Consider the following 21,174-nt stretch of genomic DNA (forward strand, 5'->3'; position numbering starts at 1 on the left):
CAGCTTATAGCCTAATTGACAATGACTTTCATTCCGATTCTTTCTGAAAAGTTGGAGAAAATCGGTTCTTTTCCTCCATATAAGAGGCATAATTTGTTGTCATATCTGATAGCGCCCTTTCCTCGAGCGGAATTCTTACACTTAACATCCAGGCATTCAACAATGTAAAAACCGTGGCTGTTAAATAGGCATTAAACATTAGCGGTATCAGCATGATTTCAAGCACCACGATCGTATAATTGGGATGACGCAAGAACTTATATGGACCAGATATCACAATTGATGCATCCGGCAAAATCAAAATCTTAGTATTCCAGAATTTACCTAATGACTGGATTGCCCATATACGGAGAGATTGTGTCAAGAGAAACAGAATAAGGATGACCGGCCAAAAGGAACTGAGTGTTCTATCAAAAAACAAGACTTCCAATAAGAAACATATCAAAAAAGCAATATGTAAACTGACCATAAATTTGTAATGTTCCTTCCCGCATTCAACAGCACCTTGCGACATGATCCATTTTTCGTTTCTTTTGGCAATGCCAAGCTCCAGGACTCTTTGAGTAACGATAAATGCAAAAAACAAAGAGAAAACCATTTTTCTTCACTCCCATTCCAATAATAACATTTCAGAGCTGAAACCAGGTCCAAGTGCGGCAGCTATTCCCTTATCACCTTTATCCGGATTCTTTTCCATGATCTCCTTCAGGACATACAGCACCGTAGCTGAAGACATATTCCCGTAATCCTTTAATACCTGAAATGATGTAGCGAGCTTATCCGTTTCCATTCCAAGACACTCTTGGTATGCTTCCAATACTTTTTTCCCACCAGGATGCAGAACGAAATGTTCCAAGTCTTCCAACTGTACATGATGACTTTCTAGAAATCTGCTCACGTTTGGAGCAAGCCAGTTTGTGATGATTCTAGGAATGTCTCTTGAGAATATAACAAATAGCCCCTCATTCTTAACCTCCCATCCCATGACATCTTCCGAATCCTTCATTAAAGTGGATTGGCTACCTAATACTTTTGGATAACTTCTACTATCCTCCAATTGCACGTCATTACCAACCATCAAGACACAGGCGATGCCATCAGCAAATAGTGAGGTGCCTACCAGATTACTTTTCGATCGGTCATGCTTTTGGAATGTAAGACTGCAAAGTTCCACACATAATACGAGAACCTTTGCTTTCGGAAATGCTAGACAATATTCATATGCTCTGGATAGTCCAGCGGCACCACCAGCACATCCGAGTCCCCATATTGGAACTCTTTTGGTATATGGGGAAAAAGGTAGGACATTCATAATCCTCGCCTCAATACTGGGTGTCGACATTCCTGTTGTAGAAATATAGAAAATGGCTTCAATATCTTCATGGGGTATAGGTTGTGAGAGAGTTGCTGAATTATGCAAGCATGCATTTATCGCTTCTGAACCATAAGCCACTGCTTCTTTAATGTAAATATCATTTTTCTCTTCTAATGTATGAGGTTCCCTGAACCATTCAACATCCCTTGCAAAATACCGTTTTTCTATTTGCCCATTTTGAAAAACCGTGAGAAGGCGATTTATATCGTTAAAGGATTCTTCAAATAATTCTTTGGCAAATTCAACAACCGTATCCTGTTGGATTGGATATTTAGGAATGGACGTTCCAACAGACAATATTTTTGGCATAATTCGTGCACCTCATCCGTTTTGGTACTGTTAATTTTTCCATAATTTATATAAATATACAGATGGGTAGGCGATCTATGCGATCAGATCGGAAGTTGAATGTAGAAGAGGAGAGAATAAAAAAAACCTCCCCAATTATCTTGGGAAGGTACATTTCGTTTTAAAGGAGTTATTGTGTTGTGCCCCCTTATTATAACGAAAACAGCTTGTAATAACACTATAAATTATTGGAAATCAACTTTTGTAGAACTTTGCCATCCAAAGCTCATCCACATATTCTCCTTTGATGAAAGCTTGTTCCTTTTGATTTCCTTCTTCATGAAATCCATATTTCTTATATAATTGATAGGCGATTTCGTTCGAAGAAAAGACGGTTAAGGATAGTTTTCTTATATGTTGATCACACCACATATCAGTGTAATCCATTATCTTTTTCCCAATACCAAGCCCTTGTGCTTCCTCAGCAAGCCAGGTACGAAAAAGGCCTGTATGTCGTTTCATTTGAATTTCACCACGAATGATCCGTGCAATCCCAACCACTTTTCCATTACGCTCTACTCCAATATACATATTCTCCTTGGCTTTCATATCACGAATAAACAGCCTTTCTTCCTCAGGGGTACGAGGTACGTCTTTCTGAATGTATTGGCCAGCAGCAATAATACTCTCTACAGCGGTCACTATATCTTCTGCATCCGCTTCTTCCACCGGACGTAAAATTACTGTCGATTCATCCTTAGCTGTAAATTCAAACCGTAAATCTAACATGATGTTCCTCCTATAAACTCTTTAGGTACTACATCCTACTGCATTTATCTTTATTGTTCAACAAAAAACCCTTTATCAACCAAGGAAATTGGTGAAATTTGTTGAAAAATAATCTAGGAAATATGATATGATAAAATCGTACTATCCAAATGAATTCAGGAGGTGCCAAATGTACCTTTCAGAAAGTTCGAGACAAGTATTTATCAGGACTATAGACTCATTTAAATCAGTCATCCCAGTGGATATCAGCTTTGATGAACCAAGCCTTTACACTGAAAAACGGACGAACGTTCCATACGGGGTACTCATCATCTTAACTGGTGACATCCGCGGCCAGCTCATTATACAAGGTGAACGACATGTTTTTCAGCACATTGGAGAAATGATGTTTGGTATGCAATTGGATGGTGATATGCTTCAATCCTTTACAGGAGAACTTGGAAATATGATTGCAGGGACTCTTTCATCCAAAATGGCGGGAAGTGGCATCCATATGGACATCACTCCTCCTGATGTATTGAGTGAGCAGCAAAAAGAGTTCCACCTCATGCACCGACTACATACGCCTATTTATTTAAAAGATACAGTGAAAATGCAAATCATAATGGAGTTGGAAGATGCATCATAACTCCTTAGAACCCTCCATATGGCGGGTTTTTATTTTGGTTACTTTCATTACATTTTAAAAGTATTTCTACAAAATAAAAGGCTCTTTTCTCAAAGATTGTTGCTATTAACTCGTAAAAAGTCGGCAATTGGACTTTTTACTGCTCACTTACTCTGAAAATTCCAAGTAGCTTTATAAATACATCAAGGAAAAGAGCACGATAGTAAGGAAAATAACGGCCTGTGTATTTATACGAAAAAGCAACAAAGTTTGCGAAAACAGCCAAATAAAAAGACCAGAGATTTCTCCCTGGTCCCTTTACCTTCTATCATGTTAATTGATAGATTTTATTATACTTGTCTTCTAGATAATTGATGAGATGGTCTGCGTTCAATTCCTCACCTGTCACATCTTTCAGGATTTCCAGTGGCTTTTTCAACTTACCATACTGATGAACCTTGTCGGTCAACCATTTCTTAACAGGTTCAAGATCTCCATTTGCCAGTAACTCATCATAATTTGGAAGATCCTTCTGCATCGCCTGTTTGAATTGGGCAGCATACATATAGCCAAGTGCATAGGAAGGAAAATACCCAAAGCTACCTCCAGACCAGTGAACATCTTGAAGAACACCTTTCGCATCATTTGGTGGTGTGATGCCAAGATAGCTCTGATATTTCTCATTCCAAGTAGCAGGAAGGTCCTTCACTTCCAATTCATCATTAAATAGTGCTTTTTCCAATTCATAACGAATCATGATATGTAAAGAATAAGTCAATTCATCTGCTTCGATACGAATCAGGGAAGGTTTGGATTCATTTATTGCCAAATAGAATTCTTCTAAGCTGATATCATCAAACTGTCCTCCTGCGAAGCGTTGCAGGCTCTTATAATGACGCTTCCAAAAGTTCTCATGACGCCCTACGAAGTTCTCATAAAATAAGGATTGTGATTCATGCATTCCCATAGATGTACCTGAGCACAAGCCAGTTCCCTGTAAATCCTTTGAGATATTCTGCTCATAAAGGGCATGGCCACACTCGTGTATCGTTCCGAAAACAGCGGTGCGGAAATCTTCTTCGTCATATTTAGTTGTCACTCGGACATCTCCTGGATTCAGGCCTATTGCAAAAGGATGGACTGTTTCGTCCAATCTGCCAGAGTCGAAATCATAAGCTAACTCCTTTAGGATTTCCATGCTGAAGTCCCGCTGTTTAGCTTTTGGGAAATGAACTAAAAGGTCTTTGGCTCTTAGCTGTACGGAAGATTCAGCGATGTTCTGAACAAGGGGAACAATTCGATCTTTCAATTTGGCGAATACCTCATCCAATTTCTCGACTGTAATTCCTGGCTCGTACATTTCTAATAATGTATTATACTTGTTTCCATCATAGCCCCAGTATTCAATAAATCTTTTATTGAAATCCACCAGTTTTTCCAAGTATGGCTCAAGCATGGAGAAATCCGACTTTTCTTTCGCTTCTTCCCACACCGACTCCGCCTTTGTGGAAAGAACCACATATTCCTGGTAATCCTTAGCCGGAATCTTTTTATTTCGGTCATAATTCTTTTTGCTCTCCAAGAGCGAGGCCTTTGTAACATCATCTAATGCCTTAAAATTTTCATCATGTAACAGCTGAGTAAGGTAACTTGCCATCTCTTCCGATGTAGACATTTTGAAGAGTTCTGAGGATAAAATCCCAATGACATCCGATCGACGGTCCACTCCCTTTTTAGGGGCGCCCGTTCTTAAATCCCAGAAAATGAGGGATAGTGCCTCATTATAGCTGTCCATTTTATTAATATGATTTAAGTATTCTTCTCTTACTGTACTGATCTCTACCATATGTATCTCCCCCATTAATCATTAGAACTACTGTTAAGAATACACAATTTTCGCACTAGTTGGCAATAGATTTAGTCTAAACAGATAATAGTCTGCATGTAAAAAAAGCACCGAATCGAACTCCGGTGCTTTTTTATGTTTGAAATACTATATTGTCACTGGGCTGGTTGGAAGTACACCTTCTAGTTTTTCACGAACATCTGCATGTAGCCCTAAAGGAAGATATAAGGTAATCTCCCCCTTATCTTCAGTGGTACGAATGAGTCGGCCCATCCCTTGACGCAGGCGTAGAAGCATGTACGGAACATCCAATTGCATATACGGGTCATCCAACCCTTTCCGTTTAGCAGCAAATACAGGATCATTCGGAGGGAATGGTAATGACCAGATGACAACATTGGATAAGGAAGGACCAGGAATATCTAATCCTTCCCAAAGGTGGTAGGCACACAGTACCGCACTTTCATCATTTTGAAACTCCGAAACCAGTACACTGATTTCTTTTTCCCCTTCATAAAGGAATGGAAAGTCTTTATTGTCCACATTCTCCATTTTGAACCTCAAAAGATCCTGTTTGGAGGAGAATAAGACAAGTGTCCTGCCATCATTTCGCGTTATTGAATCCAGCGTCATGTTGAACTTTACATAAAAATCCTCTTCTACCGTTAAAGAAAGTTTCATATTTTCTTCATAGTCAAATGGTGAATTGATCGAAAATGATAAGTAATCTTCTATTCCTAAAGAATTCGCCAAGTAACCAAAGTTTTCATTATCTGATAAAGTTGCCGATGAGAAGATAAAAGGAATGCGCTTTGAAAAGACATTCTCCTTTAAAACCTCTTCAACCGTTTTTGGCATGACGACCAATGTTAGGTCCTTGTTTGCATGCTCAGCCCATGCGATTACATCTTCTTTCGATAAGAGCAACTTTAATAAGAACTCAATAGAATCCAAGTATTCTTCCACAATGTGAAGCTGGTAATGATCTACAGTATGAAGCTCTCCCTCAAAAACAAGTTGATTGCCTATCTCCTCGATTTTAGAAAGAAGGTCCTTTGCACTTTTAACAAATCGGATATCCATGGTTATATCTTTACGGTCCGAACCCTCAATACTTGTTAGATTATCTTCCAGCATTTCAAAAAATAGATCGTTTGCCTGAAGAGAATCCTCTACTAGTAAGGCGAATTCTTCTCGTAAATCGTTCCCTAATAGGCGGGTAAGAATTTCTTCCACTTGTTGATTTTTGATTTTGTATGTCAGAGCTTTTTGGGCAGCAAACTCCAGTAAGTGTCCTTCGTCAAACACTACACTTGAAGCATCTGGTAAAAGCGGAAGTTGTCCTTCGCGTTTACGCTTTTCATATGTCCACACATGCTCCATGTAAAAGTCATGAGAGCAGATGATAAGATCTGTTGATTTACGGTAATGATCGCGTGAAAGGGTTTGTCCACAACGATGTCTTTTTTCACAGCTGAAACAGTCTTGGAAGCTATCCCAAGCAATCATATCCCATTCTTCATCGTTCAGGTTGGCATAATCTTTTCGATCGCCATAGGCATGGAACGACTGCATGGCCGCAGGTTTATTAACAAATTTAGGAAGTGAGTCATACACTTCATCTATGTTGTCGCTATCATACTTGTCCACTGCAAAATCCAGCTTGTTTAAGCATAAATATTGATCTGGAGACTTGGCAAGACGAACATCCACCGTGATGTCGAGAACCTTGGAAAGCTTTGAAATGTCTCCTTCTTTTTTAACAAGTTGTTCGATCAGTGATTCATCGGCACAAGTTATGATGGCAGGCTTTCCCATATACCTCGCGTAACAGATTGCGTATAAAAGGTACACCATCGTCTTCCCTGTTCCAACACCGGCTTCCGAGAAAATCACTTTCTTCTCTTTAAACGCTCTTTCCAGTTGGAACGCCATAAAAATCTGTTCATCACGCAATTCAAAACCAGCTTCAGGCAGGATGTCGTAAAATACATCCCCAATCCATTCGTTCAGGCGATCAAAAAAAGAATCCCCTTTGTTCATTGTAAATGGCAGACGATTGTTCATTCTATGTACCTCCGAGAAAAGTTTGCATCTAGTCATTATCTAACATTCCAGGTGTGTTTGTCAAGTGGAGAATTAGGAGCAACAAAAAGGGGGGGATTCTCTAACTATGCCTCAAAAGCATTAGTTGATTGATTTAGCTTTATGTAAACTTCTCCATCTGAGTTTTTGCATTACGAGGATCTAAAATAAAATACCTCCAGGAAGGAGGTTTTTTGAGACTTTTGACAAATCCTAATGATCTTTAGATTTGCATTTACTTGTTGATCTTTGATCCAGGCGCTTCTCGCTTTCCTGCGGGCGGTCTGGAAGCCTCCTCGGGCTGCGCCATGGCCACTGATAAACCTAATAACTTATCTTTTTTTATGGTTTCTAGCTGTTGATTGGAGCAATAGGCGAAGACTCCTGCGGGGTCTTCCCTGTTCCTTCCTCCCGTGGAAGTCTGCGAGCCTTCCACTACGATCAACAAGGGAATTGCACATCATGAAACTATATTAACTTTTTCTACAAGCTGAAAAACCTCCAGAAAGGAGGTTTCAGTCTGTTGACAAACTATAGATTAGTTTGGTTATTACCTATAACAGTTGATCTCCGTTACAGGAGCTTCGCTTTCCGCGGGCAGTCCGGAAGCCTCCTCGGGCTACGCCCTGCGGGGTCTTCCATGTCCTTTCCTCCCGCAGGAGTCTACGCTCCTTTCACTGCGATCAACGGGGAAACTATAACTTCAAATGACTTTGTCTACACACTGAAACCTCCAGAAAGGAGGTTTTTTTCACTTAATTCTTTGTGATATGGATTATCTTATCATCAAGCAGAGTGGCGTACAGCATTGCTTTTGTATATTCATCACGTGCAGCATTCATTCGTTCCACACATTCATGATTATCTAGTAGATTTTCACTTGCAAGTCGCTGATAGCTACTTTCCAATGCTTTGGAGATTCTCATAAAATCATTCACATGCAAAGGCATAGAAACCCCTCCAAACAGTATTGATAGAAGTATTCTATGCCCATTTTCTTAAAAATATTCACAAGGGGTGTTTTGGTTATTTATATCATTTGTTTAATTTTCTTTGCTTGATGAACGATCTTTGGAACCCTTTTTGTCACGTTCTTCCTCTTTTTCATATTTAATTTCTTCAAGTGGAAGCTCATCTATTGGCATGACGAGTTGATCACGGTCTTTCTGCTTCTTTTCGTTCTCCTTGAAGGCCTTCTCTTTCTCATTTCTCTCTAGTAATTCTTTATCTTTATTCTGGTCTCTCATCACCATCACTCCTTTTTAGGAGTAATTCCCTGTGCTCGAAAGGGTTAAACGTCCCCTATCCTTTTCTAGGTGGGCGCTTACCCCAGTATTGATAGAAATCGGTTTTGATGAAACCATTGAATAGTTTACGTTTCTTTGTTGCTTTCTTCCCATAGAAGCTTTCAAAGCCTTCATGGGATGTCAACATATAAACAGACCATGTATCCAATTCAGAGAAAGCCTTCCCCATCTCGCGGTACATCTTTTCCACTTCAGGTCGTTCTCCGAGACGTTCGCCGTATGGCGGGTTCCCGATTATGACTCCATATTCTTTTCTGGTAGTAAAATCACTTACTTGCATCTGTTTAAAGTCAATCAGTTCTCCAAGTCCAGCCTCGAATGCATTTTCTTTGGCAATCGTTATCATACGGTGATCGATATCATAGCCGGCAATATCAAGGGGCTGATCATAATTGGCTTTGTCTTCCATTTCTTCACGTGCGGTATTCCATAAATCCTCTCCTACCCAGTGCCAATCTTCAGAAACAAAGTCCCGGTTAAAGCCAGGCGCAATGTTTTGTCCAATTAATGCTGCTTCAATTGGGATAGTACCGGATCCACAAAATGGATCAACAAACGGTTTATCAGGATACCAGTTAGTCAACATGACTAGGGCAGCTGCAAGTGTTTCCTTAAGCGGTGCCTCCCCTTGGTCAGCTCGATAGCCGCGTTTATGCAAGCCAATACCTGAAGCGTCGATGGTAATTTGAGCAACATCTTTCAACAGGGCCACTTCAATTTTATAAACGGCCCCTTTTTCATCCAACCAGGCGGATTGAATATTGTAATGCGCCTTCATTTTTTCCACTACTGCTTTTTTTACGATAGCTTGGCAATCCGGCACACTGAAAAGTTTGGATTTTACCGACTTCCCAATAACCGGGAATTCAGCATCTTCCGGAAGAAAGTCACCCCAAGGCAGAGCCTTTGTCTTCTCAAAAAGCTCCTCAAAAGACGTGGCTCTGAACTCTCCCACCACTACTTTGATGCGGTCTGCTGTACGTAACCAAAGGTTTGCTCGACAGATTGCCATGGCATCCCCCTTGAAGATAACCTTCCCATTATCCACTGTACATTCATAACCTAGATCTCTTACTTCCTTTGCTACAAGGGATTCTAGACCCATTGCTGCGGTTGCGATCAATGTATAGTTCTTCACTAAAGTTTCACCCTAACTGTAATCGATTTCTACTATGTATTTTTTACAACAAGTATCTAAAAATATCCCATCTATCAAATAAAGCTCTCCTGGCAACAGGAGAGCTTATGTTACATAATCATAGTTGGATGCGACATTCAATCAATAGTGATCTGTAAGCCATGTTCTGTTCCTTTGTACTGCAAACGGATCGCTCCTTGTACGCAGGTGGTAACCATCTGTCTACAGAAACTTTAAAGTATCTGTCCCTCTCATCGTTTGGTTCCTTAGAGAAGGTGCCCCTACCATTATTTGGGTTTCTCGCTCGAGGGGTTTACCTCGTTCCACTCTTACAATTTCTTGTAAGACTACGTCACTGTGGCACTTTCAAGGTATTAACACCATATCTTAAAAGACTTAGGTGCTTTCCCTGCCGTTAGCTTCGTCCGAAAACCAAGCTACCCTAGCTTATTTTTTCGCTAGGCACGAACACTACAGGCATCTCAGCCTGTGCGAGCATGGACTTTCCTCTACAGCCGAAACTGTAGCGGTTACCCAATCACTATTGATGTCAGCAAAATATAGTATAGTAAATTTGAGCGATGATTGCAACTGTAAATTACTGTCAGTCGTATAACTTGCTTCCGAATACATGTTTCTCGAGGTTCGAAAGCCTTCTCAGTATGTCAAAGTTGGTAGAACCACTGTTTGTATTTGTCTGCTGTGGCTTTTTCCCTGCTTCTTCAACCTGTCTTTTCAGCCTTGCGTTTTCTTGGACCAATAGGTCATACTCCTGGTAAAACGTTTCGTAATCTTTGATTACCACATCTAAAAACTTATCCACATCCTCAGCTTTATAACCCCTCATACCTGATTTGAACTCTTTTTCCAGGATTTCTTTTGACGTTAACTTAATTTTATCTGATAGCATAAGTTCCTCACCTCAATGCGAGTGCCCAATTTGTCGTGTTTCTCACTAATGGGTCACTTGTCAATTTCTATTTTTATAAGTTCTTCTTATCTCATTACCAATTTTGTGGGTCATTAAACTGTTCTTCTTCAACTACAAGTTGAAGTTCATAGCTGTCAATTATATATAAAGGGTAATCGGATATTTCCGATTTTTTTCGGGCGAGCTCGATGATATATTTAGGACTCCCCGGACCCTCTTCATCATAAACCACTAGTAATCCATCTGACTTATCCACGATGAATTGATTTTTTAATCGTAGCTGTAGAGGGGATTCGTACTTCTTTTTAGTAATGGAATCAATATGATTAGCTTGTGACAAAATAAACTCATAATACTCCCTATTTTGCTCACTCCATTTTTCTTCCTGCTCTAGAAATGGAGTGAAGACAGCCAATTTCAGCTCTGGAAATGTCAGCTGCAGATCATATACCACTTCCGCCGCCCAAAGCTCCACTCCCAACTGTCCGCTGATGACAATCCATTCTAACTCATTGTTCTCTTCTAGTAAAGCTGTTAGCCGTTTCTGTATCGCCTTTTTAATGAAGCCGATGGCTGGATCATCTTTTTTAAATATTTGAAGTTCTTGCGGTTTATACCCAGTAATTACTAATACCTTCATAAGCACCTCTATCTAAAATAATAAATAGAAAGCGAAAAAAGCGCAAGTTTTATACGAATTATGTAAAGGAAAAAAGAACTGACATAAAGCCAGTTCTTTCACCCCATTATTTATTTTAGCAAAGCGAATGGTAAATCCGCTTATCTTCCATAGCCATGAGACTTACATTTACCAGGCATTCCGCCATGTCCCATTCCAGGACCTTGTTGTGCACCCATTACCTGACCAGGCATTCCCATTTGACCATATGCCACATTGGCGTGGGCGCCCATTACTTGACCAGGCATTCCCATTTGGCCATATCCAGGGCCGGTTTGTGCTCCCATCACTTGACCAGGTAGACCACCCATTCCAGGGCCACCAGGGCCACAATTGAAGTGTTGGTGAGACACAGAATCCACCATGGAATCCGTGTGTGGGTAATAGTGTTTGTGTTGGAACTGTTGGTTGTTTACATATGTTGTGTGTGAAGGATGGATGTGAGGAACCTCGGTAGTAGAATAAAGATTCTTTACACAACATTTAGTAGGGTGGACGATTGGTGCCATCATGTTAGGTCTGCAGTTGTACATACTTTCAATCTCCTTTCAATTTGTTTTTCTCTTTACATTAACAAACTATGAAAGAAGGGAGATACATGTACTAATACAAACACCTATTTTCACAAGATATATACATTTTCCTACCATTTTTATAGTAAAATCGTGTAGATATTTTCCTTTAAATTGGAAAGACCAAATAACGTAAGGCCGATAACAACAAAAAACAGACATAAAATAAATCTAGACAACGTGCTCTCTCTCCCATGTATCTAATAGTAGTTTTGTCATTCACAATAGTTAATTTTACATGGTAAAAAGCACGTTGACAATATAAGTTTTACAGAAATTAAGACAAAAAGCGAAAAAAATTTCATTTATTCAACTTTCTTTGCAATCGTTTCATTCTCTTTTCAAAATCTGATATAACGGAAGGAATGTTTTTCGATAAACCTTTATTTCTTTGATTGTAATAATCCAGGGATTTTTCCGTATAAAACAAGGCAAGCGACACGTCTTTTTCTTTATGCTCGAGGATTTTCGCCAATTCTATCCCTGCAACTTCCTTCTCGGGGTTATCTTCATGCTCAAAACATTGGAGGAACAGCATTCTAGCCTCTTGATAATTTCGCTCCTGTTTCTTCAGCATACCCAATTTAAAAGTTGCCTCCCAAGAGGAACCGACAATGTTCTTATATATTGCAGCTGCCGCTTTTTTTTCTCCCAATGCATCATACCAACGTCCTACCTCAAATTCTTCGATTTTATTTCTTTCTTCGTTCCCGACCAAAAGAAGCTTCGACAGGTGTGCATACAAGGTAATGAGGGTGAGCACATCCCATTCATTGTGTTTGAGCACTCCTTTAATCCCCCGCATTTCATGTGTTTTTACATAATCAAAATAGATCATGGGAGCCAAAAAGCCTGGTACGTCATCTTTACGGTGAATGCCAAGGATTTCCTTCTCAACATTTGTAAGCCTAACCGATTCCATTTTATTTTTCCAAAGCCTTCTTGATGCATGCAAAAGATCATAGTGGCCGAAGGAAGGGAGCTTCGGCACATGCTCTCTTACTAGCGTGTGACGCGTCCTCACTTGCGGCCAATCAAATGCCTTCCCATTATAGGTGACCAATGTCGTGTAATCTACTTCTTCCAAAAAGCTATGATAAAGCGCCACTTCGTTACCCGGGCCAGGAAGCAAGTGTTGCCTAACTATTACTTTATCTTCTAGCAACCTGGCATAACCAAGAAGAAAAATGGTGGTTCCCGTTCCACCACTTAACCCTGTAGTTTCCGTATCAAAAAAGAATAGGTCAGAAGCATGATGGCCTTTTGCAGATAATGGATGATCTACGTCAGATGCTTGCCACTCTTTCATTACAGGCAACAGGTCTCCAAGTCTATACTTTCCATGGCGATGGTCCAAATCATATTCCACTTCCCTGATAAGGCAATACTCACCATTGGCATAATACGGCCTAGTACCGAAAGATTCCCACTCTTTCGTATTTGGTATTTCAATCTGGCTGGAAACAGAAGTCTCTTTGAATCGATCCACTTCCTTCTCTGTTGATATGGAAGCATCTGTTTGTAGATGTTTTTTCATCCTTTTGAGTTTGTTCCTCATGCTCATTCTTTTCACCCCACTCTACACAAGTTCTCGAAGAAGTGATAGGGCCAACTGTTTGGAATTTTCGTCAGGATAATCCGCACCTATACATGACGGACATCCAGATCGACATGGACAGCTACCAATCAACTCGCTTGCTCTACTAAGTAGTTCATTTATATGGGAAAATGCCTTTTCGCTAAGTCCTACTCCACCTGGATAACGATCATAGAAATATATTACGGGTTTCTCATCATGAGTGGATTTGACTTGTGGGACTACCTGAACATCCATCGGCTCACACATCAACAACAAAGGCGCCACATGTTTTAAGGCATGTGCGATGCCTAGCAAACTTTTTTCTAAATCATCTCCCTTGAGGCTTTGTGTGATTTCCTCCTCTAAGGTTATCCATGTGGCACTCGTCTGCAATTCTTCTTCAGGCAGGTATATGGGTCCAGACCCTATATTTTCATGTGTTTCAAATTTGATTTTCTTAAATATCGTTGCCATGGCTCTAACAGAAACATCCCCGAAAGATATGGTACCAGCGGAATACTCCATCTGCTTGTCCACTTCCAGAACGTCCAAGGAAACCGCAAGATTCGCATCGGTAAAGTAGTCAACATTGACTTCCCTGACAAACGCCTTCTTTTCTTCCCAATCCAGCTTTTCCACTTGATATTGAACACCTTGATGAAGGTAGATTGCCTCATCATGAAGAAGTGTCATCGAGCTAAAACGGTCCATTTCTCCTATCACCTTATTGGCTGGTTCAGAGGACTGATCGACAATGATGACGTTCTCCTGGGAAGCTGAACGTAAACTGATGTTATGAGCAGGAAATGCGTCATTCATCCAATGCCACTTGCCTCCGTTTTCGTGAAGAACCCTCTCTTCAGTCAAATAATCAAGGATGTCCTCTAACTCCACTCCATCAAAGGTATCCCCTTTTTTAAATGGCAACTCATATGCAGCACACTTAATATGATCAACGAGAATAACAAGGTTATTGGGGTTGATTCTTGCTGATTCTGGATTGCTCTTCAGGAAGAACTCAGGGTGCTGGATGACGTACTGATCAAGTGGATTGGAGCTTGCAACCATTACAATGACTGCTTCCCCCTGTCTTCTTCCAGCACGTCCCGCTTGCTGCCAAGCACTTGCAATCGTACCTGGATAACCAGTCATGATACACACCTGTAACTGTCCTATATCGACCCCGAGTTCAAGTGCATTTGTACTGATGACACCATATATCTCACCATTCCTCAAACCTTTTTCAATTGCCCTTCGCTGAGTGGGCAAATAGCCTCCACGATACCCTTGAATGGATTTTTCCCCAAGCTGATCCTTCACGAGGTCTTTCAGGTATGTTAGTAAGATCTCCACCCTTACCCGGCTCTTTGCAAACACAATGGTCTGTATTTTTTCCTGAAGAAATTCGGAGGCTAGCTTTCTTACTTCCAATGTGGCACTCCTTCTTATATTGAGTGGCTTATTGACAATCGGGGGATTATAAAAAACAATATGCTTCTTGCTTGATGGTGCTCCGTTATTGTTAATTAGTTCAAAGGATTCTCCAGTCAGCTCTTCTGCCAATTCTTTCGGGTTCGCAATTGTGGCAGATGTACAAATGAATGTTGGATTGCTGCCATAAAAGTTGCAGATCCGTTTTAGCCTTCGTATCACATTGGCTACATGGCTGCCAAATACCCCCCTATAAGTATGCAGTTCATCTATCACGATATACTCCAGGTTTTCGAAGAGTGAAACCCATTTTGTGTGATGTGGCAAAATGGCGGAATGTAGCATATCGGGATTTGTGATCACCACATGTCCCGCTTTTCTTACCTTTTGTCTGATAGTCGGTGCGGTGTCTCCATCATAGGTATAGCTGTTGATTGGAACGCCCATCTGCGTAATGATTTCGTTCAATTCACTCTTTTGATCTTGTGCAAGTGCTTTCGTAGGAAATAGATAAAGTGCACGGGCATCATTGTTCTGAACGATTTTTTGAAGAACGGGCAGATTGTAACATAACGTTTTACCGGATGCTGTCGGTGTGACGGCAACAAAATGTCTTTTATATATAGCTGCTTCAAAAGCAGCAGCCTGGTGTGTATATAAAGAGGAAATACCTCTATTGGTTAATGATTGTAATAGCCTTTTGTCTATCTCTTTTGGGAATGGTACGGACTGTGCTTCTTTAGGAGGAACTGTTTCCCAGTGTACAATATTTTTTGCTATCGACTCTTCCCTTTTCATCCAGTCAATAACTTCATAAATCGTTTTTCTCCATTTCATGCGCTCACCTCATTGTCTACTATCTATTTTAGCGAATAAGCGTTCGGTTCGTAAAGTCTAAAAAAGAAAAACCAAGCACTTTTCAGCACTTGGTTTTCCGTTCTGATAATGTATTTACATCTTCTGATTTTGACTGTAGTTGTTGATGACTGCTAAGACTTTGGTGGATTGTGTCATGTCACTCTGACATAAAGGGCATGTAGGGACTTCGCTCTCACTGTTCTTGAAATTATCTCTCATCCAGCCGTTGCAATCCTCTGATTCACAAACCCATACTTTCGTTTCCTCGGTAACGATCTCTTCAACTTCTCTTCTTCCAAAAGCCATAGTACCACTCTCCTATCTGTTGAGGTGGGGCGCAGTTTATCCTCACTAATATACTCTTAGTATTCCAATTTACGAGGAAAAAATAAGAAAAAAATAAAAAAAGCATCCTCGCCATACAATCTCTTCCATTAAATTATAACATATATTCAGTGAAAAAGCATGCTTCATGTCATTTTATTAACGATGCGATTTAACCATTTTATATTCGTTTTTGCGACAATTTGCGGTACATTATTCGATAAAGCATAGATTGTTTCTTCTTCTTTAATAATCTGAAACCCCGCATCAAGGAAAGAAGGAACCTCTTCTTTATTTATACTCGGAACAATTACGATAAAACCGTATCTATCCATCTCATTTTCAAACTTCTGACACAGAAAAACACTCTGCATATGTGAGTCGTGGTCCAATTCGATCCTTTCCATCACAATAAGATTGTCCATCCATTTTTGATAATAAATATTTCCTTGATCAGAGGAGTAGACATAGATTGTTTTATTGTTGAAAAGTGGGTGTGCAATATGATGTTCACCCTCAGAAACCATCTCAAACAAAGAGGAAGATTCCTTCCATCTTTTGAAAAACAAACCAAAATAGATAAGCAGGATTGCCAGCAATACTCCAAAACTTACGTCTTGCCACAATGACTGTGTATCAAGAGAAAAGAGGTCTTGCAATCTCCTTGGTACAATACGTTGTATATAAGAGATCTGGAGAGATCCCACGATAACATAAATCAAGGCAATTGCTAAAAGGATAACACCGTCAATAAGGCCTTTCACAAAAGTATATTGACTGCTTTTTCTGTAAAAAAGCTTTCTTGAAAAATACAATAGTAGCATCGCAACAACGAAAAGAACCGCTTCCCAGAAATGGAATCCTTTCGAAAAGCTTACTAGTATTCCGAAAGCAAGAATGAAAAATGTAAAATAATATGCCCTCTTCACCCTATCTTCAATGGCTCTTGCCAAAACAAGTAAAGTGATACCTATAGTAATAGAAAACTGATGGGAGATTTGCATCATTTCCATGGATAGAAATTCATTCGCAATGGTAATTTTTCGTACGATTGCAGGAATGACCGGAAACAATACTAATAATGCTCCCACAATAAGTACCCATATGGAAAGGATCCGATGGCATAATAACGACCAAGAACGTCTTTCTGGCAACAGCGATTTCCATGCTTTCTCCTTAAACATAAAGTAAAAGAAAAAAACAACACTTATGAGAAAAGGCACTACATAATACACTAAACGATACAGGAGAAGCAGTGCCACCAGTTTTTCTTCATAAACCCCAAAAGAAGCGAATCCCACTAAAACCACAAAATCAAAAGCCCCAACACCACCTGGCACTGTGCTTAATACACCTGCAATGGCTGCCATAAAGAAAAGAGTAAAGGTTATGACTACCGGAACCTCGACATTCAACAGAACGGAAGTCTGCCAGAACACAATCCCTGCAAAAGCCCACTCCAAAATAGAAACGCCTATCAGCATGAACTGTTGCCTTGTTTGCAAGCTTTTCGTTAAATGACTTGCTATGAAAATGAAGAACAAATAACCGCTCATAATGAGGAGAGGCAATTTCAATATCGGATATTCTAAAAGTAGAGCAGGGTATGACCATTCATAAAAGACAATCCACCACGCAAATAAGGATAGACCGCAAAGCATATAAGGCAGGATTATTGTTACACTTTTTAATAGCATAGGGAATTCCCCTGTATATTTGCGATAATACAATGTTCTTAACCCTACCCCCGCAAAACCGCCAAAACCCATAAAATTCGCGAAGGAATTGGAAGAAAAACCGTAAATCACCAGCTTTCTTGAAGGTATTTTCAAATTCAACCCCCTGGAAATGAAAATATCGTAAAAAATCATGGTGGAAACAGCCAACAATCCTAAAATCACTAGCCACGCAAAAGAGAAAAATCCTATATCCCGTATCTTTTCCAATACAAGAACCATATTAATGGATTGAATCTGTTTTTTCCCTTCAATATATAAAACAATCAAGATTGTTAACGGAAAAACAACCTTAAGTACTTTTAAAAAATATGTATTTTTTAATAACTGCATAACAAACTTCCTTTTTTAACTTCTTAATTCCAAAAATATCATAGATTGTACGCGCTTACCATGAAAATTTTGTCGTTTTCTCCATCACTAAAATATGTAACCCATGTAGGCAGGGTTCAATATAGTAATGATAAAGAGCAAGAAAGGAGAAATTCCATGAAAGATGATCAGGATAAGTTTCCACAGAAAAGACATACCCAAAACAACCTTATGACATCCATTGATTCTTTTTTCAGTAGTTCCCCTATAAAAGGGATGTTGCAGCAACTGGATGATTTTTTCGGGAATACCTTTGCGGAAGCTTCACTACCGATTGAAACAAGAGAAACACCTGGAGATTTTATTGTAAGCTGCAAGCTTCCAGGAGTGAAGAAGGAACAGATCAGTATTGAAACCTTTGACAGATATTTAACTATCTCGGTCAAAAATGAAGAACAACTCGAAACAATCGATGACACAACCCGTTATGTAAGCAACAGTTATTCCATGAAACAATCCAAGCGCACCATCCCTGTCCCTGCTTACGTGAAATTGAACGCTCTACAGGCAAACTACCGGGACGGTCTTTTGCAAATCCGCATACCCAAGAAAAACATAAAACAAATCAATATTCAGGATTAGCTATTCCATTTCGGATCCACAAACGAAACAACGCAGGGTAGCTGCGTTGTTTCAGTGTGTAGACAAAGCTTAAAATAATGAAATATTCTAGTTGATCGCAGTGGAAGGAGCGAAGACTCCTGCGAGAGGAAAGGACATGGAAGATCCCGCAGGGCGTAGCCCGAGGAGGCTTCCGGACTGCCCGCGGAAAGCGAAGCTCCTGGAACGAAGATCAACTCTTCCAACAGATAACCTAATTAGTTTATAGTTTGTCAACAGTCTGAAACAACGCAGGATAGCTGCGTTGTTTTTGTATTTTAGTTTTTATGTGACTTAGAACCGTATTTTTCGTTTTCTTCAGGAGTCGAGTCCATCTGAATACTTGCGAGCTCTTTCGCAGTTTCTTGGGTGTGCTGGTTATTAGGGTATTTATTTTTACGTTCTCTGTTATCATTTCTGTTTGTCATGATATTTCCCCCCCTTTCTTACATTTCCTTCTTAGCTTGGATAAAAGCTTTTCATTTTATGATTGGAAATGAATTTCTACCTAATCTCTACATAATTTTCATCTACAGACACAGGATAATTTTTAGGAGGTGTACATGATGAGCAAAGAAACATATAAAAAAGTGTACGCAAGTCCATCAACTTCGCCTTCACTGGTTATTAAGACGAATCTTGATGATAAACAGAAAGATGAAAATCCCTATTACAGTTCTTCCCTTAACCATCAGGAAGAAGAGCAGCTAGACAACTTTTTCTTTGAACAGGAACCTAAAGGTGAATATCATAAATAAACGGCAACTAAAAGGGAGAGTATGCCACTCTCCCTTTTACCATCGGCCGGGAGGAATCGCTTTGGAGATGCGTGTATTACATAAAAGAGATGCAGAGCAATATCAAAAGCTAAGGTTGGAATCATTACAAAAAGAACCAGCTTCTTTTGCTTCAAGCTTCGCGGAAGAAAAATTACATACTTTACAAGAAATAAAAAGAAAGATACCAGAAGATGTTGATTCTTTCATCTATGGCCTTTTTCATCAGTCCGATCTTGTTGGTATGATCGGATTTCAGAGGGCAGACAAACTCAAGTTTAGACATAAAGGCAGCATCTGGGGTGTATATATTTCAAGAGATTATAGGGGTAAAGGATTCAGTAAGCAAATGTTTGAATACACCCTAACACGTGCTAAAAAGATTCCAGGATTGAAACAAATTCAATTAACGCTCGCAGCAAGCAACACATCTGCCAAAAAGTTATATGAAAACTATGGATTTGAAGTATATGGATATGAAAAAGCCGCACTTTATGTGGATGGCTTATACTTAGACGAAGAACATATGGCCGTGCATTTATAAGCAATATAAAAAGATGCCTTTTATTGGCATCTTTTACGTGGGAATCGTAACATCTATGCTTTGAAGGTAGCTGCGAGACCTTTAAACATATTGTTTAATTGATTCACCGTGTTCATCATCTGACCCGCAGTATCCATCATTTTCTTCATATCGACATTTCCGTCCTGGCCTTTGAATTGGTTCATAAAAGAACTCACCTGAGATGCCTGCGGTTTAGCTGATTGTGACTGAGTCGGATATGGATTCATAAAAGGCATACCCATCTGGTTGGGCATTAACCCTCCATTCAAACCTCCACCTTGAGCCATTCCAGGCATATGCATCCCCATAGGGAATCCATTTTGCCCCATTCCACCCATCTGCATGCCTTGCTGATATGCATTCTGACCTCCTACCCCCACTTGCATGTTTGGTGGATATGCATTCAGCCCCATCTGATTCGTTATATTTGTAGGAAACCCTGACGATGGAACATTTCCTCCTGAAAAAGGCATCGTATTCATGAAGTTAGGATTCAACCCCTGATGATTCATCCACCCTCCACCCATAAACTGCTGAGGAAACATCCCTTGCATTCCTCCACCATTTCCGTTAGGCAGAATGTTGTTTAAGAAAGGAAGCTGATTAAATATTGACATGTTGCGGTTATATGATAAATGTCTAGGTCTGCCATACATTCTCCTAAACATTCAAACCCCTCCTCTTTTCTAGCTATACCTAACATATGAATCGGAATCAGGAAAGGTGCCTATTCCCATCACTGAAGGAGTGGAGAAAACGGGTTACAAATAATCTTACCCGGTTCGCAAAATTCGTCTTTTTTTGTCGGAAGTTTCATTTTTTAAAAAACAAGAAAAATTGTCTTTGCATGCTATCATAAGATTAACTTCAAGAGTGGGGGGATTTGCATGGTACTAGAAGAGTTGCGACATAAATTTGTCGCCTGTAAAAACTATGAACCGATCGAACACAACGAGTTAATGGATTTTGCCAGAAAGCTTTATCTTCGCGGAGACCTGACAATAGGTCATTTTCGTAATCTGATCCGTGAATTAGAAGCGAAAGGTGCTGTTCCACCTAATACATTTGAAGATTTTTTAGAACTAACTTAATACTGTGAATATTACTTTGAGACCTTTTAAGGTCTCTTTTTATTTGGCTCTATTCTTAAAGATTGTTGCAATTCACATTCAAAAAGTCGGTAAATTGGACTTTTTGCTTCTTACATACTCTTGAATTTGCAAGTTGTATTCTTAGCGCAACAGGGAAAAGAGCACGACATTAAGAAATATAACGAATGAAGATACGAAAAAACAATAAAGTATACAAAAACAGCC

At 39.7% G+C, this 21,174-nt stretch carries 23 protein-coding genes and 1 other RNA gene; 5 read left to right on the plus strand and 19 right to left on the minus strand.

The annotated features are described in order from the left end of the window. Positions 1-28: 28 nt before the first annotated feature. From MKY77_RS13795 to MKY77_RS13805, 3 genes are all read right to left on the minus strand, one after another. Positions 29-598 carry an isoprenylcysteine carboxylmethyltransferase family protein gene (locus tag MKY77_RS13795; protein ID WP_339146445.1) on the minus strand — a complete coding sequence of 190 codons (570 nt, stop codon included), beginning with the start codon at positions 596-598 and terminating at the stop codon, positions 29-31. A gap of 6 nt (positions 599-604) precedes the next feature. Then, entirely contained in the window at positions 605-1,684 is a 1,080-nt protein-coding gene (locus tag MKY77_RS13800; RefSeq protein WP_339146446.1) for a 3-oxoacyl-[acyl-carrier-protein] synthase III C-terminal domain-containing protein, read from the minus strand. 234 nt (positions 1,685-1,918) lie between these two features. Beyond that, the gene (locus tag MKY77_RS13805; protein WP_339146447.1) at positions 1,919-2,452 is read right to left on the minus strand and encodes a GNAT family protein; all 534 of its coding nucleotides are present in this window, start codon (positions 2,450-2,452) and stop codon (positions 1,919-1,921) included. 169 nt (positions 2,453-2,621) lie between these two features. Here MKY77_RS13805 and MKY77_RS13810 point away from each other — a divergent pair, with 169 nt between their 5' ends. Then, entirely contained in the window at positions 2,622-3,080 is a 459-nt protein-coding gene (locus MKY77_RS13810) for a chemotaxis protein CheX (RefSeq protein WP_339146448.1), read from the plus strand. A gap of 136 nt (positions 3,081-3,216) precedes the next feature. Here the strand turns inward: MKY77_RS13810 and MKY77_RS13815 are convergent, their stop codons facing one another. From MKY77_RS13815 to MKY77_RS13880, 14 genes are all read right to left on the minus strand, one after another. Then, the gene (locus MKY77_RS13815; RefSeq protein WP_342515358.1) at positions 3,217-3,345 is read right to left on the minus strand and encodes a hypothetical protein; all 129 of its coding nucleotides are present in this window, start codon (positions 3,343-3,345) and stop codon (positions 3,217-3,219) included. A 42-nt stretch (positions 3,346-3,387) separates the two neighbouring features. After that, positions 3,388-4,905 (minus strand): carboxypeptidase M32, encoded by a 1,518-nt coding sequence (locus MKY77_RS13820; protein WP_339146449.1) that lies wholly within the window; start codon positions 4,903-4,905, stop codon positions 3,388-3,390. 147 nt (positions 4,906-5,052) lie between these two features. Next, positions 5,053-6,972, minus strand: coding sequence for an ATP-dependent DNA helicase (locus tag MKY77_RS13825; RefSeq protein WP_339146450.1), 1,920 nt, complete (start codon positions 6,970-6,972; stop codon positions 5,053-5,055). A 773-nt stretch (positions 6,973-7,745) separates the two neighbouring features. After that, the gene (locus tag MKY77_RS13830) at positions 7,746-7,940 is read right to left on the minus strand and encodes a hypothetical protein (RefSeq protein ID WP_342515359.1); all 195 of its coding nucleotides are present in this window, start codon (positions 7,938-7,940) and stop codon (positions 7,746-7,748) included. 93 nt (positions 7,941-8,033) lie between these two features. Continuing rightward, positions 8,034-8,237: a hypothetical protein gene (locus MKY77_RS13835; protein WP_339146451.1), complete on the minus strand. Its 204-nt coding sequence runs from the start codon at positions 8,235-8,237 to the stop codon at positions 8,034-8,036. A gap of 55 nt (positions 8,238-8,292) precedes the next feature. Next, the gene (locus MKY77_RS13840) at positions 8,293-9,435 is read right to left on the minus strand and encodes a class I SAM-dependent RNA methyltransferase (RefSeq protein WP_339146452.1); all 1,143 of its coding nucleotides are present in this window, start codon (positions 9,433-9,435) and stop codon (positions 8,293-8,295) included. Between the two features lie 150 nt (positions 9,436-9,585). After that, an RNA gene (gene rnpB, locus MKY77_RS13845) (RNase P RNA component class B) lies at positions 9,586-9,977 on the minus strand. A gap of 62 nt (positions 9,978-10,039) precedes the next feature. Further along, entirely contained in the window at positions 10,040-10,345 is a 306-nt protein-coding gene (gene gpsB / locus MKY77_RS13850) for a cell division regulator GpsB (protein WP_063560721.1), read from the minus strand. 94 nt (positions 10,346-10,439) lie between these two features. Next, on the minus strand, positions 10,440-11,006 hold the full coding sequence (locus MKY77_RS13855; RefSeq protein WP_339146453.1) for a DUF1273 domain-containing protein: 567 nt from the start codon (positions 11,004-11,006) through the stop codon (positions 10,440-10,442). Positions 11,007-11,146: 140 nt separating this feature from the next. Further along, positions 11,147-11,578, minus strand: coding sequence for a spore coat protein (locus MKY77_RS13860; protein ID WP_339146454.1), 432 nt, complete (start codon positions 11,576-11,578; stop codon positions 11,147-11,149). Between the two features lie 340 nt (positions 11,579-11,918). Continuing rightward, complete coding sequence (locus MKY77_RS13865) at positions 11,919-13,154, minus strand: ribonuclease H-like domain-containing protein (RefSeq protein ID WP_342515360.1); 1,236 nt, start codon at positions 13,152-13,154, stop codon at positions 11,919-11,921. Between the two features lie 42 nt (positions 13,155-13,196). Next, complete coding sequence (locus MKY77_RS13870) at positions 13,197-15,464, minus strand: DEAD/DEAH box helicase (RefSeq protein ID WP_339146456.1); 2,268 nt, start codon at positions 15,462-15,464, stop codon at positions 13,197-13,199. 114 nt (positions 15,465-15,578) lie between these two features. Further along, the gene (locus tag MKY77_RS13875) at positions 15,579-15,791 is read right to left on the minus strand and encodes a cold-inducible protein YdjO-related protein (protein WP_339146457.1); all 213 of its coding nucleotides are present in this window, start codon (positions 15,789-15,791) and stop codon (positions 15,579-15,581) included. A 164-nt stretch (positions 15,792-15,955) separates the two neighbouring features. Then, entirely contained in the window at positions 15,956-17,878 is a 1,923-nt protein-coding gene (locus MKY77_RS13880) for a flippase-like domain-containing protein (RefSeq protein ID WP_339146458.1), read from the minus strand. A 156-nt stretch (positions 17,879-18,034) separates the two neighbouring features. On the opposite strand from MKY77_RS13880, the gene MKY77_RS13885 reads away from it, so the two are divergent. After that, the gene (locus MKY77_RS13885; RefSeq protein ID WP_339146459.1) at positions 18,035-18,499 is read left to right on the plus strand and encodes an Hsp20/alpha crystallin family protein; all 465 of its coding nucleotides are present in this window, start codon (positions 18,035-18,037) and stop codon (positions 18,497-18,499) included. A gap of 296 nt (positions 18,500-18,795) precedes the next feature. Here the strand turns inward: MKY77_RS13885 and MKY77_RS13890 are convergent, their stop codons facing one another. Next, positions 18,796-18,945 carry a hypothetical protein gene (locus tag MKY77_RS13890; protein ID WP_339146460.1) on the minus strand — a complete coding sequence of 50 codons (150 nt, stop codon included), beginning with the start codon at positions 18,943-18,945 and terminating at the stop codon, positions 18,796-18,798. 135 nt (positions 18,946-19,080) lie between these two features. Between MKY77_RS13890 and MKY77_RS13895 the strand changes: the two genes are divergently transcribed. Together MKY77_RS13895 and MKY77_RS13900 are read left to right on the plus strand one after the other, a co-directional pair. Then, a complete protein-coding gene (locus MKY77_RS13895; RefSeq protein WP_237664524.1) occupies positions 19,081-19,275 on the plus strand; it encodes a hypothetical protein in 195 nt (64 codons plus the stop codon). Positions 19,276-19,342: 67 nt separating this feature from the next. After that, complete coding sequence (locus tag MKY77_RS13900) at positions 19,343-19,837, plus strand: GNAT family protein (RefSeq protein WP_339149820.1); 495 nt, start codon at positions 19,343-19,345, stop codon at positions 19,835-19,837. A 53-nt stretch (positions 19,838-19,890) separates the two neighbouring features. Here MKY77_RS13900 and MKY77_RS13905 read toward each other — a convergent pair whose 3' ends face one another. After that, positions 19,891-20,526, minus strand: a complete 636-nt coding sequence (locus MKY77_RS13905; RefSeq protein WP_339146461.1) for a YppG family protein — start codon at positions 20,524-20,526, stop codon at positions 19,891-19,893. Positions 20,527-20,745: 219 nt separating this feature from the next. Here MKY77_RS13905 and yppF point away from each other — a divergent pair, with 219 nt between their 5' ends. After that, entirely contained in the window at positions 20,746-20,949 is a 204-nt protein-coding gene (yppF, locus tag MKY77_RS13910; RefSeq protein WP_339146462.1) for a YppF family protein, read from the plus strand. Positions 20,950-21,174: the final 225 nt, after the last annotated feature.

Source organism: Sutcliffiella sp. FSL R7-0096 (genome assembly GCF_038595065.1).
Lineage (GTDB): Bacteria > Bacillota > Bacilli > Bacillales > Bacillaceae_I > Sutcliffiella_A.

What these genes read in the sequence shown, in the direction of transcription:
- MKY77_RS13795 (WP_339146445.1), bottom strand. Translation starts at nt 598, where the DNA reads ATGGTTTTCTCTTTGTTTTTTGCATTTATCGTTACTCAAAGAGTCCTG.
- MKY77_RS13800 (WP_339146446.1), bottom strand. Translation starts at nt 1,684, where the DNA reads ATGCCAAAAATATTGTCTGTTGGAACGTCCATTCCTAAATATCCAATC.
- MKY77_RS13805 (WP_339146447.1), bottom strand. Translation starts at nt 2,452, where the DNA reads ATGTTAGATTTACGGTTTGAATTTACAGCTAAGGATGAATCGACAGTA.
- MKY77_RS13810 (WP_339146448.1), top strand. Translation starts at nt 2,622, where the DNA reads ATGTACCTTTCAGAAAGTTCGAGACAAGTATTTATCAGGACTATAGAC.
- MKY77_RS13820 (WP_339146449.1), bottom strand. Translation starts at nt 4,905, where the DNA reads ATGGTAGAGATCAGTACAGTAAGAGAAGAATACTTAAATCATATTAAT.
- MKY77_RS13825 (WP_339146450.1), bottom strand. Translation starts at nt 6,972, where the DNA reads ATGAACAATCGTCTGCCATTTACAATGAACAAAGGGGATTCTTTTTTT.
- MKY77_RS13830 (WP_342515359.1), bottom strand. Translation starts at nt 7,940, where the DNA reads ATGCCTTTGCATGTGAATGATTTTATGAGAATCTCCAAAGCATTGGAA.
- MKY77_RS13835 (WP_339146451.1), bottom strand. Translation starts at nt 8,237, where the DNA reads ATGAGAGACCAGAATAAAGATAAAGAATTACTAGAGAGAAATGAGAAA.
- gpsB (WP_063560721.1), bottom strand. Translation starts at nt 10,345, where the DNA reads ATGCTATCAGATAAAATTAAGTTAACGTCAAAAGAAATCCTGGAAAAA.
- MKY77_RS13855 (WP_339146453.1), bottom strand. Translation starts at nt 11,006, where the DNA reads ATGAAGGTATTAGTAATTACTGGGTATAAACCGCAAGAACTTCAAATA.
- MKY77_RS13860 (WP_339146454.1), bottom strand. Translation starts at nt 11,578, where the DNA reads ATGTACAACTGCAGACCTAACATGATGGCACCAATCGTCCACCCTACT.
- MKY77_RS13865 (WP_342515360.1), bottom strand. Translation starts at nt 13,154, where the DNA reads ATGAAAAAACATCTACAAACAGATGCTTCCATATCAACAGAGAAGGAA.
- MKY77_RS13870 (WP_339146456.1), bottom strand. Translation starts at nt 15,464, where the DNA reads ATGAAATGGAGAAAAACGATTTATGAAGTTATTGACTGGATGAAAAGG.
- MKY77_RS13875 (WP_339146457.1), bottom strand. Translation starts at nt 15,791, where the DNA reads ATGGCTTTTGGAAGAAGAGAAGTTGAAGAGATCGTTACCGAGGAAACG.
- MKY77_RS13880 (WP_339146458.1), bottom strand. Translation starts at nt 17,878, where the DNA reads ATGCAGTTATTAAAAAATACATATTTTTTAAAAGTACTTAAGGTTGTT.
- MKY77_RS13885 (WP_339146459.1), top strand. Translation starts at nt 18,035, where the DNA reads ATGAAAGATGATCAGGATAAGTTTCCACAGAAAAGACATACCCAAAAC.
- MKY77_RS13890 (WP_339146460.1), bottom strand. Translation starts at nt 18,945, where the DNA reads ATGACAAACAGAAATGATAACAGAGAACGTAAAAATAAATACCCTAAT.
- MKY77_RS13895 (WP_237664524.1), top strand. Translation starts at nt 19,081, where the DNA reads ATGATGAGCAAAGAAACATATAAAAAAGTGTACGCAAGTCCATCAACT.
- MKY77_RS13900 (WP_339149820.1), top strand. Translation starts at nt 19,343, where the DNA reads ATGCGTGTATTACATAAAAGAGATGCAGAGCAATATCAAAAGCTAAGG.
- MKY77_RS13905 (WP_339146461.1), bottom strand. Translation starts at nt 20,526, where the DNA reads ATGTTTAGGAGAATGTATGGCAGACCTAGACATTTATCATATAACCGC.
- yppF (WP_339146462.1), top strand. Translation starts at nt 20,746, where the DNA reads ATGGTACTAGAAGAGTTGCGACATAAATTTGTCGCCTGTAAAAACTAT.